The organism is Tepidiforma sp., from assembly GCF_034432735.1.
Lineage (GTDB): Bacteria > Chloroflexota > Dehalococcoidia > Tepidiformales > Tepidiformaceae > Tepidiforma.
The window spans coordinates 49897-64385 of record NZ_DAOUBJ010000048.1 but is presented as its reverse complement, the minus strand read 5'-3'; the positions used below and the strand labels follow the sequence as shown (position 1 = coordinate 64385).

At 66.6% G+C, this 14489-nt stretch carries 15 protein-coding genes; 11 read left to right on the top strand and 4 right to left on the bottom strand.

The annotated features are described in order from the left end of the window. Nucleotides 1-159: 159 nt before the first annotated feature. The 9 genes from VAE53_RS05085 (at nucleotide 160) to VAE53_RS05045 (ending at nucleotide 9071) form a co-directional block, all read left to right on the top strand. Entirely contained in the window at nucleotides 160-1236 is a 1077-nt protein-coding gene (locus VAE53_RS05085) for an alpha/beta fold hydrolase (RefSeq protein ID WP_322818287.1), read from the top strand. Beyond that, nucleotides 1233-1832 carry a GNAT family N-acetyltransferase gene (locus VAE53_RS05080; RefSeq protein ID WP_322818286.1) on the top strand — a complete coding sequence of 200 codons (600 nt, stop codon included), beginning with the start codon at nucleotides 1233-1235 and terminating at the stop codon, nucleotides 1830-1832. Before VAE53_RS05085 ends, VAE53_RS05080 begins: the two co-directional genes overlap by 4 nt. Nucleotides 1833-1910: 78 nt before the next feature. Beyond that, on the top strand, nucleotides 1911-2852 hold the full coding sequence (locus tag VAE53_RS05075) for a phytoene/squalene synthase family protein (RefSeq protein ID WP_322818285.1): 942 nt from the start codon (nucleotides 1911-1913) through the stop codon (nucleotides 2850-2852). After that, a complete protein-coding gene (locus VAE53_RS05070; RefSeq protein WP_322818284.1) occupies nucleotides 2849-4339 on the top strand; it encodes a phytoene desaturase in 1491 nt (496 codons plus the stop codon). Before VAE53_RS05075 ends, VAE53_RS05070 begins: the two co-directional genes overlap by 4 nt. Further along, entirely contained in the window at nucleotides 4336-5226 is an 891-nt protein-coding gene (gene uvsE / locus VAE53_RS05065) for a UV DNA damage repair endonuclease UvsE (protein WP_322818283.1), read from the top strand. The genes VAE53_RS05070 and uvsE overlap by 4 nt, the downstream gene beginning before the upstream one ends. Nucleotides 5227-5315: 89 nt before the next feature. Further along, nucleotides 5316-6521, top strand: a complete 1206-nt coding sequence (locus VAE53_RS05060) for a cytochrome P450 (protein ID WP_322818282.1) — start codon at nucleotides 5316-5318, stop codon at nucleotides 6519-6521. Then, nucleotides 6518-7303, top strand: a complete 786-nt coding sequence (locus VAE53_RS05055) for a lycopene cyclase domain-containing protein (protein WP_322818281.1) — start codon at nucleotides 6518-6520, stop codon at nucleotides 7301-7303. The genes VAE53_RS05060 and VAE53_RS05055 overlap by 4 nt, the downstream gene beginning before the upstream one ends. After that, nucleotides 7300-7872 carry a glycerol-3-phosphate acyltransferase gene (locus VAE53_RS05050; protein ID WP_322818280.1) on the top strand — a complete coding sequence of 191 codons (573 nt, stop codon included), beginning with the start codon at nucleotides 7300-7302 and terminating at the stop codon, nucleotides 7870-7872. Before VAE53_RS05055 ends, VAE53_RS05050 begins: the two co-directional genes overlap by 4 nt. Further along, nucleotides 7797-9071, top strand: coding sequence for a glycosyltransferase (locus VAE53_RS05045; RefSeq protein ID WP_322818279.1), 1275 nt, complete (start codon nucleotides 7797-7799; stop codon nucleotides 9069-9071). Before VAE53_RS05050 ends, VAE53_RS05045 begins: the two co-directional genes overlap by 76 nt. On the opposite strand, the gene VAE53_RS05040 is transcribed toward VAE53_RS05045, so the two are convergent. The 3 genes from VAE53_RS05040 to VAE53_RS05030 all read right to left on the bottom strand — a co-directional run bounded on the left by VAE53_RS05040 (nucleotide 9023) and on the right by VAE53_RS05030 (nucleotide 12739). Further along, complete coding sequence (locus VAE53_RS05040; protein WP_322818278.1) at nucleotides 9023-9724, bottom strand: class F sortase; 702 nt, start codon at nucleotides 9722-9724, stop codon at nucleotides 9023-9025. The genes VAE53_RS05045 and VAE53_RS05040 overlap by 49 nt on opposite strands. Nucleotides 9725-10403: 679 nt before the next feature. Then, a complete protein-coding gene (locus tag VAE53_RS05035; protein ID WP_322818277.1) occupies nucleotides 10404-11624 on the bottom strand; it encodes a hypothetical protein in 1221 nt (406 codons plus the stop codon). A 71-nt stretch (nucleotides 11625-11695) separates the two neighbouring features. Beyond that, nucleotides 11696-12739 (bottom strand): hypothetical protein, encoded by a 1044-nt coding sequence (locus VAE53_RS05030; protein ID WP_322818276.1) that lies wholly within the window; start codon nucleotides 12737-12739, stop codon nucleotides 11696-11698. 196 nt (nucleotides 12740-12935) lie between these two features. Here VAE53_RS05030 and VAE53_RS05025 point away from each other — a divergent pair, with 196 nt between their 5' ends. After that, a complete protein-coding gene (locus VAE53_RS05025) occupies nucleotides 12936-13121 on the top strand; it encodes a hypothetical protein (RefSeq protein WP_322818275.1) in 186 nt (61 codons plus the stop codon). A gap of 13 nt (nucleotides 13122-13134) precedes the next feature. On the opposite strand, the gene VAE53_RS05020 is transcribed toward VAE53_RS05025, so the two are convergent. Continuing rightward, on the bottom strand, nucleotides 13135-13686 hold the full coding sequence (locus VAE53_RS05020) for a PadR family transcriptional regulator (protein ID WP_322818274.1): 552 nt from the start codon (nucleotides 13684-13686) through the stop codon (nucleotides 13135-13137). 79 nt (nucleotides 13687-13765) lie between these two features. Here VAE53_RS05020 and VAE53_RS05015 point away from each other — a divergent pair, with 79 nt between their 5' ends. Next, nucleotides 13766-14464, top strand: a complete 699-nt coding sequence (locus VAE53_RS05015) for a metal-dependent transcriptional regulator (RefSeq protein WP_322818273.1) — start codon at nucleotides 13766-13768, stop codon at nucleotides 14462-14464. The last annotated feature ends 25 nt before the right edge of the window (nucleotides 14465-14489 follow it).

Genomic DNA, 14489 nt, shown 5'->3' with positions numbered 1-14489 from the left:
GCCAGCGCACGCGGGGAATGCGGCAACCGAGCGCGGTGAGACCCGCGGCCGGTTGCTTGCAGAGATTTCATCCGAATTTCGCGAAAATGTCATGCATTCCTGGGAGCCGAGCGGAGTAGACTCCGCGGCACGCTGAGCACGCCCTCGAGGAGGGGAAGGATGAGTACGCCAGCCAGCGACACTTCGATCGAGGCGCGGGTTCGAGCGGAGATCGAGCGGGCAATCCAGCGCAGTATCAAGGGGCTGGAGTACATTTCGACGGGTGACCCTGCGGTGGGGTTGACGCCGAAGGATGTCATCTACAGCCGAGGCACGCTGAGGTTGTACCACTACCGGCCGCAGACGGACGAGGTGTACCGGGTACCGGTGCTCCTGGTGATGTCGCTGGTGAGCAAGCCGTACATCCTGGATTTGGCCCCGGGGCAAAGCCTCGTGGAGTTCCTGGTAAGGCGGGGATTCGACGTCTACATGATCGACTGGGGGGTTCCGCGTCCGGAGGATGCTCGGCTCCGCCTGGCGGATTACGTTCTCGACTTCATCCCGGACTGCGTGGAGCGGGTGTTGGAGGATTCGGGCGAGCGGGAGGTTTCGATCGTGGGTTATTGCATGGGTGGGCAGCTTTCGTCGATGTACGCGGCGCTCCACCCCGATGGGCCGCTGAAGAATCTTGCCTGTTTCACGACGCCGGTGGATTCGGACGGGATGGTGCTCTTCAAGCGGTGGCTGGACCCGCGGTATTTCGACGTCGATCGGGTGGTGGATACGCTGGGGAATGTGCCGCCGGAGCTGATCTATGCGTCGTTCGACATGCTGAAGCCGGTGCAGCGGGTGGCGAAGAACATTCAGCTTTGGGACAACCTCTGGAACGACGATTTTGTGCGTTCGTATCGGCTGTTCGAGCGGTGGGCGGCGGATCAGATTCCGTTTCCTGGGGAGTGCTTCCGGGAGGTGACGAAGCAGTTCATGTGGGAGAACCGGATGGTGCGGAACGAGCTGGAGGTCGGTGGTCGGCGGGTCGACCTTGGGCGGATCCGCGTGCCGTTTTTGCACGTGGTGGCGGAGCACGACCATATCGTGCCGTATGATTCGGCGAAGCCGCTGGTCCCGCTGGTGGGGAGCGACGACAAGCGGGAAGTGATGTTGAAAGGCGGCCACGTGAGCCTGGTGGCGGGCGGCAACGCGATCTACCGGCTCTGGCCGAAGCTGGAATCTTGGCTGGCGGAGCGTTCCGTATGACGATGCAAACCGTTCGCGCATACCCATCGACACATAGGCTCGGGAACGAGGAGGTAACGCTCCGGCTGATGGTGGCGGCTGACCGGGATGCGGTGGTGGCGTTCGCGCGGAAGTTGCCCGAGCACGATCTGCTATTTCTTCGTCGGGATATCACGCAGCCGGAGGCGGTGGAGGAGTGGATCGGGGAGATCGAGCGCGGTGAAATCGTGACGATTCTGGCGGAGGCCGGCGGTGAGGTGGTCGGTTATGGGACGATCCATCGGAATACGCTTCGCTGGATGGCTCACGTGGCGGAGCTGCGAGTACTGGTGGCGGAGGGGTGGCGCGGCCGGGGGCTGGGGAGGTTGCTGACGCAGGAGGCCTTCGCCAACGCCTTGGGGCTGGGCATCGAGAAGGTCGTCGCTCAGATGACGTTGGATCAGAAGGGGGCGATCGCAACGTTCGAAGGGCTGGGGTTTCGCCCGGAGGCGCTCCTACGCGACCAGGTGAAGGACCGCGAGGGCAAGACGCACGACTTGCTCGTGCTGAGCCACGATGTGGCGCGCTTCGAGGCCCAGCGAGCGGCGTACGGTGTGGCAGAGGCGCTGGGCGGCTGATTCGGTCGTGTCGCGCTTACTGTGCGGCGACCGAAGCCTGCGTACGGTGATGAGGTGAATGGGAGGTCTTCTTCGCCGATGGAAGCGTCGTCTTGGGAGGCGGACCTCCTGACGCTGGCCAGCGGTGGGGACGAACGATATGAAGGGGGAGGTGGAGCGCGGCCAACGGCTACGGACGCGGATTTTGCGCATTGCGATAGGGTGACGCGCGAGCACAGCACGACGTTCTACACGGCGACGCGGTTGCTTCCGGCGGAGAAGCGGAGGGGTGTTCGCGCGCTTTATGCGTTCTGTCGGGTGGCGGATGACATCGTGGACGAGCCGGGCGGGGACCGGGAGGGGCGGTTGCGGGCGTGGGGTGCGGCGGGGACGGGCGCGGCGGAATCGAATGGGGATCCGGTGCTGCGGGCGTGGGGTGCCACGCGCGAGGCGTTCGGTATCGAGGTGCATCTGGCCGGGCAGTTGATCGAGGCGCTCGCGAACGATCTCGACCACCGTGGATACGAGGACTGGCCGGGGCTTGCGCGCTACTGCTATGGCGTGGCGGCGACGGTAGGGCTGATGTCGATGCGGATCATCGGCAGCAAGGGCGAGCCGGCGCTGTATGCGATCCGCTTGGGCGTGGCGATGCAATTGACGAACATTCTTCGCGATGTTGCGGAGGACTGGCGCAATGGCCGGGTTTATTTGCCGCGCGAGGACATGGAACGATTCGGGGTGACCGTGGATCACGTGGCTTCGGGCCGGGTCGACGAGGCTTGGCGGGCGTTGATGCGTTTCGAAGTAGCGAGGGCGAGGGAGCTCTACCGCGGTGCGCGGCCGGGGCTGGGGCTGCTCCATCGGGATGGGCGCTTCGCGGTCTCGGCTGCTTTGGAGCTGTACTCGCGCATTCTCGATGACATCGAGCGGCGCGATTACGACGTTTTTGCGGGGCGGGCGCATGTTGCGGGCTGGCGGCGGTTCGGGCTGCTGCCGCTGGTTGCCTGGCGGGCGATGCGCCCGCCGGAGGAGAGGGCGTGACGAGAACGGTAGTCATCGGGAGTGGGTTCGGGGGCCTTGCGGCGGCTGTGCGCATGGCAGCGCGGGGTCACCAGGTGACGCTGGTGGAGAAGCAGGCGCGTGCCGGGGGGCGGGCGGCACCGGTGGAGGTGGGTGGGTTCCGCTTCGACGGCGGGCCGACGGTTATCACTGCGCCGTTTTTGTTCGAGGAGCTGTTCGAGCTGGCGGGGCGACGGTTGGCGGATTACGTTCGGTTGATTCCGGTGGACCCGTTCTATCGAATTTTCGATGCTCGGGGGCGATGGTTCGAGTACAACGCGAACTTCGAGGATGTAGCCGAGGAGATCGCGAAATGGAACCCGGAGGACATCGAGGGGTACCGCCGGTTTTTGAAGGCGAGTCGCGCGATTTTCCAGAAGGGGTTCGTGGAACTGGCCGACAAGCCGTTTTTGCATGCGGGTGAGATGCTGCGTGTCGCGCCGGATTTGGTGCGGTTGCAATCGTACCGGTCGGTGTATGGGTTCGTTTCGCAGTTCATTCGCGATCCGTTTCTTCGGCGGTGTTTTACGTTCCATCCGCTGTTGATCGGTGGGAACCCATTCGTGGCGTCGTCGATTTACGCGATGATCCATCATTTGGAGCGGGAATGGGGGGTGTGGTACGCGGAGGGTGGTACGGCGGCGTTGGTCGATGCGCTGGTGCGTTTGTTGGAGGAGCTCGGGGGAGAGATTCGGCTCGGTGCGGAGGTGACCAAGCTGCACGTTCAGGGCCGACGGGTGACGGCGGTGGAGCTGAAGAATGGGGAGCTGCTGGAAGCCGACCGGGTGATTTGCAATGGGGATGTACCGCAGGCGTATCTATCGCTGATTGCGCCGGAACATCGGGGCCTGCGGAATTCGGACGTCCGTTACCGGAAGCTGACGGCGTACAGTATGTCGTTGTTCGTGGTGTATTTCGGGACGGACCGGCTCTACCGGGAGACGCCTCTGGTGCATCACAACATTCTGTTGAGCGAGCGGTATCGGGGGCTGATCCGGGATATTTTCCGGGCGAGGGGCTTGCCGCGGGATTTTTCGCTGTATGTGCATGTGCCGACGATGACGGACCCGAGCGGCGCTCCGCCGGGTCACGAGGCGTTCTATGCGTTGTCCCCTGTGCCCCATCTCGGTTCCCCGACGGACTGGGAGCGGATGGCCCCACGGTATCGGGACCTGATTTTGGAGTTTCTGGAGCGGGAGTATTTGCCAGGGCTCCGCAGCCATATTGTGGCTGAACATACTATCGATCCGCGGCATTTTCGCGACAATTTGAATACGTACTTGGGTACTGGATTCAGTATTCAACCGACGCTTTGGCAATCGGCCTGGTTCCGCCCGCACAATCGGTCGGAGGATATCGACAATTTGTATTTCGTTGGCGCGGGCACGCATCCTGGGGCTGGGGTTCCGGGGGTGTTGTCTTCGGCGAAGGTTGTCGAGCGGATCGTTGCGGCGGAGGATTGCGGATGAGCGGGGCGGGTTGGCGTTGGGGGTATCCGTGCGAGAACCGAACGCTGGGAGCGACGACGCTGCGGACGGTTCGACTGGCGAATTTGGAGCCGGAGCGGGTGCGTGCGAAGGTCCATGCCAATCTGGACGACCTCGAGCGGATGGTTCGATTCAACGCCGAGGTGGGGCTCGGCTTGCTTCGCATCGGCCAGCAGTTGGTCCCGTTCGCGTCGCACGCGTCGTTTCCTTACGACTGGGAGCGGGAACATGGGGAGCGCCTGGCGGAAATTGGGGCGTTGGCGCGCGCCGCAGGAATTCGACTCTCGATGCATCCGGGCCAGTACGTGAACCCGGGCAGCGAGCGTCCGGAGGTGGTGGAACGCTCGCTTGCCGAGCTCCGCTATTCGGCGCGGGTTCTGGCGTTGGCTGGGGCGACGGACGGGGTGGTGGTGGTTCACGGTGGTGGGGCGGACGGTGGAAAGGCAGCAGCGCGGGAGCGTTTCGCGACTGCGGTGGCCTCCGAGCCGGAGCTGCTCCGATTTTTGGCGGTGGAGAACGACGAGCGGACGTGGAGCGTCGAGGATCTGCTACCCTTGGCGGAGCGCCTGGGCATTCCGGTGGTGGTGGATGCGCTTCATCATCACTGGAACCGTGGTAGGTGGACGCTGAGCGAGGCGCTCCGGGCGGCCGCGATGACGTGGCGGACACGGCAGAAGGTTCACCTTTCGAGCCAGGCGCCGGGAGCACGGCCCGGGACCCATGCGGAGATGGTGGAAGTGGCCGACGTGGAGCGGTTGCGCGAGGCCGCGGCGGGGTTGACGCTGGACGTGATGGTCGAGGCAAAGGCGAAGGAGCTGGCGGTGCTGCCGCTCGTCGGGGCCGGGGTAGGTTCGGGCGGGACGCGATGATATCGACGCCGGGGCCGCCGGGTACGGATCGGCTCGCGCCAAGGGATGGGCTGCGCGCGCTCGCGGCGCTTCGCCATGGGATGGGGGGCTTGTACGAGGCGTTGGAGGTGGCACGGGACGGACTCGGGCCGGTGTTCGCGCTCGGGTTCGGGCGTTTTCGGCCGATCGTGGTGGCGTCGCCCGAGGCGCTCAGGGAGGCGCTCGTGGAACGGCGGGGAGCGTTCTTCTGGCGGCCGGAGGGGGACCCCGTAGCCAGGTTGTTTCGGCGGAGCATCCTCGTTACGGACGGGGAGGAGCACGACCACGCTCGCGGCGTGATGCTGCCGGCGTTCGAGCCGGCGAAGTTGCGCGGGCAGGCGGCTGCGCTGCTGGCGATTGTGGAGGACGAGCTCGGGCGGTGGCCGCGTGACGGCCGGGTAGAGGTTGTCGAGGCGATGCGGCGCATCGCCTGGCGCGGTTTCGAGCGGGTGTTCTTTGGCTACGACCTCGGTGAGGCTGAACTGCGGCAGACGTTGCCGGGGTTGTTGGCGGCGTTGCGGTACATCGGCCCGGGGATGTGGGTGCTGCGGGGACGGGCGGGGCCGCCACCGCGGGGGGTAGCACCGCTCGAGAACCACGTGCGCCGGGTGGCGGCCCGGCGTGCTGGACGTGGCGGGGAGGGGGAGGTGTTGCTGGATTTGCTGGCGAGGGTGTTCGACGAGGAGCGGGTACGCGATCATGCGCTGACGATGCTGATCGCGGGGCACGACACGAGCACGGCGCAGCTCTCGTGGGCGCTCCACCTGCTCGCGAGGGACCGGGGCTGGCTCGCGCGGGCGACGCGGGAGGCGCGCAGTGTGGCAGCGTCGGATCTCGCCGGGGCGCGGCCGGAGGACCTACCGGTTATCGATGCGGTGCTCAAGGAGACGCTCCGGCTTTGGCCGCCGATCCATGTGGGTGGGCGGCGAGCTGGGCCAGGCGCGGCGATCGCTGGATACGAGCTTCCGGAGGGGCGGCGGGTGATGCTTTCGTATTTTCTCGTGCAGCGGGACGGTGCGATCTGGCGGCGAGCGCGGGAATTCGACCCGGGGCGTTGGCTGGGCGGAGGGTCGCCACCAGTGCCGTACAGTTATTTGCCGTTCGGCGGCGGACCGCGGAATTGTATCGGCGCGCAGTTCGCGAGTTTGGAGGGGCGCCTCGTGTTGGCGCGGGTTCTCCAGGAGTTCGACATTGCGGCGACGAGGCGGCCCTTGCGGGGTGCGATGGGCGCGACGCTGGAGCCGCGCGGTGGTCGATTGCGGGTTCGGAGGCGATGACGTACGGGGCGTTTCTGTTGCTTTATGTGCTTCCTCCGACGGTCGCGCTGGCGGCGGCGGTGGTGCGCTGGCGGTCGGGGGTGCGGGTGCGGGAGCTGCTGGCTGGGATCGGGGTGCTCGTGGTGATTGCGGTGGTGTACACGACGCCCTGGGACAACTATCTCGTAGCTTCGGAGACGTGGACGTACCCGGAGGAGCGGACGTGGGGCATCCGGCTGGGCTGGGTGCCGCTGGAGGAGTACTGCTTTTTCGTGCTGCAGACGGTGCTCACGGGGCTTTGGGTGGGCCTTTTGCTCCGGGATGGGTCGCGGCGGCGAGCGGGCGGGGGTGGGTATTCGTCTCGGGCGCTCGGGGCGGCGGCGCTTCTCTCGATCGCCGGCGCCAGTGCGATCGCGATAGCGAGGGGCCCGGAGTCGCTGCGCTATTTGGGGCTCATTCTGGCTTGGGCCGCACCGCCGATCGCGTTGCAGGTGGGGTTCGGCGCCGACTTGCTGCTGGGCCGATGGCGGACGGTATTGCCGGGCTTTGCGGTGCCGACGATTTACCTTTCGGTGGCCGATACGATCGCGATCGGTGCCGGGACGTGGCACATTACGGAGCGGACTTCGACTGGCATCCTGTTGCCGGGCGGGCTGCCGGTGGAGGAGTTCGTGTTTTTCCTTGTGACGAACCTGTTGGTGACGTTCGGGCTGGTGCTTTTCCTGGTGCCCGAAGGGAGGGAACGGGCACGCGCCATCGTGGCTGGTTTGCGGGGGCGGGGGGCGGAGGTGAGCCGCGCGTGAAGGGGCGATGGGTGATGGCCGGGTATGCGCTCGGGGCGGTGCCGTTCGCTGCCTGGGCGGCACGTGCGCGGGGGACGGACATTCGTAAGGTGGGCGATGGCAACCCCGGCGCGGCGAATGCGTGGAAGGGCGCAGGGAAGGGTGCGGGCGCTTTCGCGGCGGTGGCCGATTGGGCGAAGGCGGCTTTGCCGGTCGGGTTGGCGCTGCGGCGCGGGGCTTCGGGGGCGGAGCTGGTGGCGGTGGCGGTGGCGCCGGTGGTGGGGCATCGGACGAGCCCGTTGCTCTTGGGACGCGGGGGCAAGGGGCTGGCCCCGACGTTCGGAACGTGGACGGCGTTGGGGGGGCCGTGGTCGGCGGTGGCGTTCGGGGCTGCGCTGGCGCTGGCTTATGGACTGCTTCGGCTGCGCGAGGGGTGGGCGGTGGTGGGCGGAACGCCGGCGCTGCTGGTCGCCCTTCGAAAGCGACCGGAACGGAAGGGCGAAATCGTGGCTTCGTGGGCGCTGACGACGGGATGGCTGGTGTGGGCGTACCGTCGTTCGTTCGGGTGGCCGCCGACCCGCGGACGATGAGCGCGAAGCGGTTGCTGCAGCGGGCGGCGAATGTGCTGGGGGATGACCGGGGCGCGCTGGTTTACCTGGCGGTGGTGCTCGGGAACGCGTTGTGGAATTGGAAGCGGCTCGTGACGCTGGGCCCGGGGGAGCGCTCGGTGGGGGAGCCTTGGGTGGCAGTGCTGGTGCCGGCGCGGAACGAGGAGGCGACGATTGGCAGGTGTGTGGCGAGCCTGCTCGGGCAGGACTGGGCTCGGCTCCGCATCGTGGTGTTGGACGACGGCTCGACCGATGGCACGCGAGCGGTCTTGGAGCGGTTGTCGGGGAACGCCCGGCTGCAGGTGATGGCGGGTGAGCCGCTGCCGGGAGGGTGGCTCGGGAAGCCGTGGGCTTGTCGCCAGCTGGCCGGGGCAGCCGGCGATGCGGATCTATTGGTGTTCGTGGATGCGGATACCTATCACGAGCCGGGGATGGTCCGGGCGGTGGTCGGCACGATGGAGCGGATGGGGCTGGAGATGCTTTCCGTGGTGCCCCGCCAGGAACTGGGAGGGGTATGGGAGCGATGGACGGTGCCGGTGATCCCGTGGGCGCTCATGACGCACCTTTCGCCGGCTGCGGCGCAGGTTCTGGGCTTCGCTCCGGCGGCGGGGGCTGTCGGCCAGGTGCTGGCGTTTCGGCGCGATGCGTACGAACGGATCGGCGGCCATGGTGCGGTCCGAGGAGCGGCGGCGGAGGATGTCGCGCTGGCGCGGTTGGCCACGCGGGCCGGGGCGAGGTGGCGACTGGCAGCGGGCTGGCAAGTTTCCTCGTGTCGGATGTACCGGGGTCGACGGGCGGCGTTCGCCGGGCTGGAGAAGAATCTGTTTCCCGTGCTGGGCGCTCGAACGGTGCCGTTTCTGCTGGCGTGGGCGTGGCTGCTGCGGGCCTGGGTGGTGCCACCGGTGATGGCGGTGCTCCGGCTGAGGCGCGGGGATCGGGTGCGGGCCGCGGCCTCGCTGGGGGCGGCGGGGGTTGGCGCCGCGACGTGGCTGGTGGTCGGGCGGGCGCTGGGGTTGCCGCGGCGCACGGCGGCCGAGGGGCCGGCGATCGTGGCGGTTTGCGCTGGGCTGGCGGTGCGCTCATGGTTGGCCTGGCGGAGGGGCCGCGCGAGGTGGAAGGGGCGCGAGCTCGCTCAGGGGAGGGGCGCGTCGATGCGCTCGGCCAAGACGACGGTGCGATAGGGGTAGTTGCCTTCGTCGGGCGGACCGCTACACGTCATGAGGACGACGCTCTCTCGCCCTTCGAGGCCGCGGAGGAGGGCGCCCATGTCGATGGCGGCGAGGGGGTAGTCGAGGACGGAAACGACGCGGTAGCGGTAGCTGGCTCCATCGGTGCGTTCGACGAGGATGTCGTTTCCGGGTTGGAGGTCGGCGAGGTGATGGAAGACGCCGGGCCGTCCGCCGAACTCGAAGTGGGCTGCGAAGAAGGTGGAGCCACCGGTCCCGGGGAGGGCGGTGTAGGCGGGGTTCCAGCCGACGGTTTCGGTGTCCTGGGGGACGTCGAGTCGGCCGTAGGCATCGAGGCCGAGGCGTGCGACGGGAGCGGAGACGGCGAGGGCCGGAATCGAGAGGGTGCGGATGTCGGGGCCCGCGGCCGGGGGCGGCGGCACTGGTTGGCCGGCATCCTGGCCGTATCGTTGGATGGCGCGTTCGGACTCGGCGATGAAGCGGTCGTCGACGCGTGTCGGGAGGCCTGTGAGGGGATCCCGACCGAGGTAGCGAAGCTCGCGGGCGAAGGGCGGTGGAAGGGGCTGTGGACTGGCGGCGGATCCGGCGGCGATTCCAACGGTTGCCGCGGCGAGGAGTGCGGCGACGGCTGGGCGGAGGCGGGCCATGGGGACAGTGTAGGGTGGGGAGTCGTGGGGTGGGGTGATGGGAACTGTTTCAAGGCAAGATATTTTCGTTCCATCGGTAACATTTTCGGCGTGGAGTGCGTTATGGTGGTCAAGAAGCCGCGGCAGGAGGGTGCGCGATGAATGGAACGATTGGCTTTGGTCGTGTTCGAGGTTTGCCGCGTGCGGCAGGCGTGACGGGCCCATAATTCTACCGTCTAGGCAACACGGCAGAGCGCCGTACCGCCAACGGTACGGCGCTTTTTTGTTTCGGAATCTCGATACCGTTCACTGGCAAGCTTTGCACCGTTATTGCACGGGGCATAGGTGATGTTATCCATCTTCTATGGTGGGTTTTGCAAGAAAAGGAGCGCAATTTGTTCGAATTACACCAGGCAAAGACGGTCCGGGAATTGGCCTGGATAACTGGGCGGCGGTTAGGCGCCGAGCTGGAAGGTGAGCCGGGATTTGCGCACCGGGTTGCGTGGGCAGCTCTTCGGCGCAAGCGGTCGAGGGTGGAGGCGACGGCAGATGGGGGTTCGCGCAGGGAGCGGGCGAGCGTTGCTGCGCGGGCGTCCGACGGGGGCTCGCCTCCGGGGTAAGCGGCGCCCGGGGTGCCAGAGCGACGGCGAAGAAGGGGGCCTGGCGGCCCCCCTTTTTCGCTATTCGGTGGCGTGATGCTTCAGACCTGGGCGGCTTGTTCCAGCCGGCCGTTGAGGTGGCGCCGAACGAAGGTGGCCTTTTGGAGGTCGGCGAGGTAGTTGTCGATTTGGAGTTTGCGGAGGTCGTTCAGTTTGCGGCGACCCTCTTCGATGTTCTGGACGCCGCCGCCGAGGAGGATAGCGAGCGGTTCGCTGACGGTGGGGTCCATCCATTCTTTGCCCATGCGGGACTCGGCTTTGTTGAAGTAGAGGTTTTGTTCGTCGCGGCGTTCGGGGAGCTTGAAGAGCATGTGCTTCATGCGCTCGATGTGGTAGTCGAGCATGCGTTTGCGGTCGCGTGCGACGAAGCGATAGAGGTCGCGTTCGAGTTCGTTCTGGGCGAATTCGTCGCCGTGGGAGAAGAGGGTGTAGAGCATGGAATCCTGGACGAAGAGGATGGCGGCGAGTTCGGGGAAGGAGCGCGCTTCTTTGGCGACGCGGGAGAAATCGGTGGGTGCCTGGAGGCCGAGCCCGCCGCCGTTGGCGAGTGCGCGTTTTCGGAAGGCTTCGCTGTGGCGGGCGAGGTCGTAGATGATGGTGGAGAGGAAGAGTTTGAGTTCGAGGAAGCCGTAGGAGATTTCGGGGAGCCAGCCGGACCAGAGGGCGCCGGTGAAGTAGGCGCGCTCGGACTGTTCGGTGAGGAACTGGCAGACGGCGCGTTCGATGTCGTGTGGGAGTGGTTCGAGGCTGTTCCAGTTGAGGTCGGTGGCGGAGACCCAGCGGTCGCGGATGGCTTCTTCGTAGAGGGGGATGCAGCAATCGGCCCAGACGAGGGCTTTTTCGAAGATGGTGTAGCCCATGTCTTCGACGATGGGGTTGGGGTAGGAGCCGCGGGCGATTTCGGAGCGGTTGGTCCAGACGTCGGGGACGTCGCCGTAGGTGCCGATCATGAGGTCGGCGATGGTGAGCCCCATGGCGGGGTCTTTGGGGCGTGCGCGGATGCCCCACTCGGTGGGGACGTTCATCCAGGAGAGGTCGCGGGGGATGGCGGATTGGCCGCCCTGGAGGAATTCTTTTGCGCGCTGGCCATCGACGCCGGCGCGGAGGGCCTGCCAGATGACCTGGAGGGAGTGGCCTTTGGCGAGGGCGAGTTCGATGAGGCCTTCTTCCCAGCCGAGCTCGCGGGCTTTGTCGCGGGCTTCTTGGGGGATTTCGACTTGGGTGGCTTGGGCGGCGCGGGCGAGCGCCTCTCCTGTGGACACGGGGGTACCTCCGGGGCGTGATGGGGGCCGCTGGGCCGGGCCGACTCCGGGGCCGGAGCCGGGGTGGGGGATCAGGCCGGGTCGAGGAACTGGGCCATGAGGGGCCCGAGCCGCTGGCGGCGGTCGCCGAGGCCGGCGACGGAGAGCCGGTGGACGTATTCGTTGATCTGCCGTTTGCGGAGGAGGAGGAACTTCTGGAGCCCTTCGTCGAATTTGTCGACGCCACCACCGAGGAGGATGCAGAGTGCTTCGAAGACGGGCGGGAAGGTGACATCGCCGGAACCGCCGCCGGCGGCATCGCCTTCGGCTTTGTCGAGGTAGTGATGGATTTCTTCGCGGCGTTCGGGTTCGGTATCGAGGACGTATTTGAGGTGCATGACGCCGAAGGCGAGGTGGCGGGATTCGTCTTGGGCGCTCATGCGGAAGATGCGCTTGTCGGCCTCGGTTTGGCCGATGAGTTCGCCCATGCGGAACATGGACTGGACGAAGCCTTCGGCCTGGACGTGCATGAGGACGGACATTTCGGTGAAGTCGCGTGCTTCGATGAGGGTGCGGAGGCCGAGGCCGGCGCCCTGGGCGAGGAGGCCGCCGCCATTGGCGAGGGCGCGTTTGCGGAAGACGTCGGTGTGGCGGGCTTCGTCCATGATCTGGGTCATGAGGAAGAGGCCGGCTTCGAAGTCCTGGGCGGAGACGAAGGGCATCCACTGGCCGGGGACGTCGCCGGCGATGAATTCGACTTCGGTGAGCATGGTGGCGAGCTGGCACATTGCTCGTTCGAGCTCATCGGGGAGGGGTTCGAGGGTGTCCCAGGGGATGTCGCGGGCGGAGCTCCATTGCCGCTGGGTGGCTTCTTCGTAGAGCATGAGGCAGTTTTCCGCCCAGACGTCGGCTTTGGACTGGTAGTTGGGGCCGAAGCGCTGGGCGCCGGGGCGCGGGATGGCGCCGCGCATTCGGTAGGTCATGTCGCCGGGTCCCCGTTGGGCATCGGCGTAGCGGCCGAGGTTGATCTCTTTGAGGGTGAGGCCTTTCTTTCCGGGCTCTGCGGAGGCGGCGTCTTCGTACAGGTCGAGCCAAGAAAGGTCGAGGCCGGGTTGGGTGCTGGGGTTGGCTGCCATGGGGCTCTCCTGGGGCCGGCGTCTATTCGGGCGATAGCCTACATCTTGGCGAGACGGCTTGGAAGGCCAGGACTACCTGACGGTAAATTTGGTCGTGGCGAAGCTTCGAAACTCGGACCGACGGTGTGCGTGGTTACCTCTTATCTACCGGGTTGGCGCGGTCGATACCTTGGATAGAAACCGGGAGGACACGAGGATGACGCGACTGGAGAAGGCTTGTCCGTTTTCGGCGGCGACACGGGCCCATCATTGTGAGCGCTGTTGGACGGCGCATGGGGGTGTGCCGCCGTGCGTGGCGGCGTACTTGGGCGGGCAGGCGGCTGCGGAGGGGGCGGTTCGGCTCGAGGTGCTGGAGCGGGCTGCGGCCCGGAAGGCGGCCTGAGGGGGTCGGGCGGTCAGGGGCGGGTGATGCGCGCGCTGAGGATGCGCTCGGCCTCTTCGGCCCAGGCGAGGTAGGCTTCGACGAAGGTGATGCCGGCCCGGAGGGTGAGGTAGGGGCCGAGGAAGCTGGGAGGGACGGCGGCGGGATCGGAGCCTTCGAAGGCGGCTTCGATGGTGCGGTAGGCTGCGAGACGTTCTTCTTGTTGACGGCGATGGGTGCGAAGGGCTGTGATGGCGTCTTCGGCCGGGACGAGGCCGTAGCTCCAGACTTTGACGAGGAATTCGTCTTTGGTGAGCGTGAGGGGTGAGGGGGTGAGGACCCAGGCGGCGAGGTCGTCCAGGCCGCGGGCGGTGAGGGAGTAGACGCGCTTGTCGGGTTTGCCGGTCTGCTGGACGGTGCGGCCGGCGATGAGCCCTTGGGATTCGAGGCGTGCGAGTTCGGGGTAGATTTGCTGGGCGCGGGCGTGCCAGAAGTAGCCGACCGTGCTTTGGAAGCGCTGGGTGATCTCGTAGCCGGAGAGGTCTCCGGCGGTGAGGAGCCCGAGGATGGCGTAGCGGAGGGACATCGAGGGGCAGTTTGGCGGGCCGGGCGGGGATGCGCTAGGGGATTTTGCCGGGACGTGGCGGCGTGCCATGATCGGGGGCATGCCGAAGCAGGTGAAGAATGTCGCCAGCGACGACTATTTGACGGCCATCTACCGGATGAGCCACGACGAGGGCCAGGACGTTATCGCGGTGCGGCTGGCGGATCGTTTGGAGATTACGCCGCCTTCGGTGGCGGGGATGCTGAAGCGGCTGATGCGGGATGGGCTGGTGACGGTGGATGCGAAGAAGGTGATCCATCTGACGCCGGAGGGGTTTCGGCGGGCGGAGCAGATGGTGCGACGCCACCGGCTGGCGGAGTGTTTGCTGACGGATGTGTTGAAGGTGGACTGGTGGCGGGCGTACGAGGAGGCGCATCTTCTGGAGCACGGGATTTCGGACATTACGGAGCGAAGTCTTTACGAGATGCTGGGGCGGCCGCAGAAGAGTCCGTTCGGCTACCCGATTCCGGGCCCTGGGGCGCCCCGGCGGCTCTCGATGGTGACGGTGGCGGATTTGAAGGAGGGTCAGGAGGCGGTGATCGACCGGGTGTACGAGGAGGACGAGCAGCTGCTCCGGTTTTTCGACGAGGAGGGGATTCGTCCGGGGATGAGGGTGGTGGTGGAGGAGGTAGCCCCCTACCGGGGCACGATCACGCTCCGTGTGGGGGAGCGCCAGGTGGTGCTCGGTACGCCGGTGGCGAACAAGATTTGGGTGGCGGCGCCGGGGAGGGGTGCGGAGGGTACGGTAAGGCCCGGTTAGTGCTTCACGAGCGGGAGATGTGCGT

Excerpts from the sequence above, each read along its gene's own strand:
- uvsE (WP_322818283.1), top strand. The coding sequence starts at position 4,336 with ATGAGCGGGGCGGGTTGGCGTTGGGGGTATCCGTGCGAGAACCGAACG.
- VAE53_RS05055 (WP_322818281.1), top strand. The coding sequence starts at position 6,518 with ATGACGTACGGGGCGTTTCTGTTGCTTTATGTGCTTCCTCCGACGGTC.
- VAE53_RS05080 (WP_322818286.1), top strand. The coding sequence starts at position 1,233 with ATGACGATGCAAACCGTTCGCGCATACCCATCGACACATAGGCTCGGG.
- VAE53_RS05020 (WP_322818274.1), bottom strand. The coding sequence starts at position 13,686 with ATGTCCCTCCGCTACGCCATCCTCGGGCTCCTCACCGCCGGAGACCTC.
- VAE53_RS05040 (WP_322818278.1), bottom strand. The coding sequence starts at position 9,724 with ATGGCCCGCCTCCGCCCAGCCGTCGCCGCACTCCTCGCCGCGGCAACC.
- VAE53_RS05075 (WP_322818285.1), top strand. The coding sequence starts at position 1,911 with ATGGAAGCGTCGTCTTGGGAGGCGGACCTCCTGACGCTGGCCAGCGGT.
- VAE53_RS05015 (WP_322818273.1), top strand. The coding sequence starts at position 13,766 with ATGCCGAAGCAGGTGAAGAATGTCGCCAGCGACGACTATTTGACGGCC.
- VAE53_RS05030 (WP_322818276.1), bottom strand. The coding sequence starts at position 12,739 with ATGGCAGCCAACCCCAGCACCCAACCCGGCCTCGACCTTTCTTGGCTC.
- VAE53_RS05025 (WP_322818275.1), top strand. The coding sequence starts at position 12,936 with ATGACGCGACTGGAGAAGGCTTGTCCGTTTTCGGCGGCGACACGGGCC.
- VAE53_RS05085 (WP_322818287.1), top strand. The coding sequence starts at position 160 with ATGAGTACGCCAGCCAGCGACACTTCGATCGAGGCGCGGGTTCGAGCG.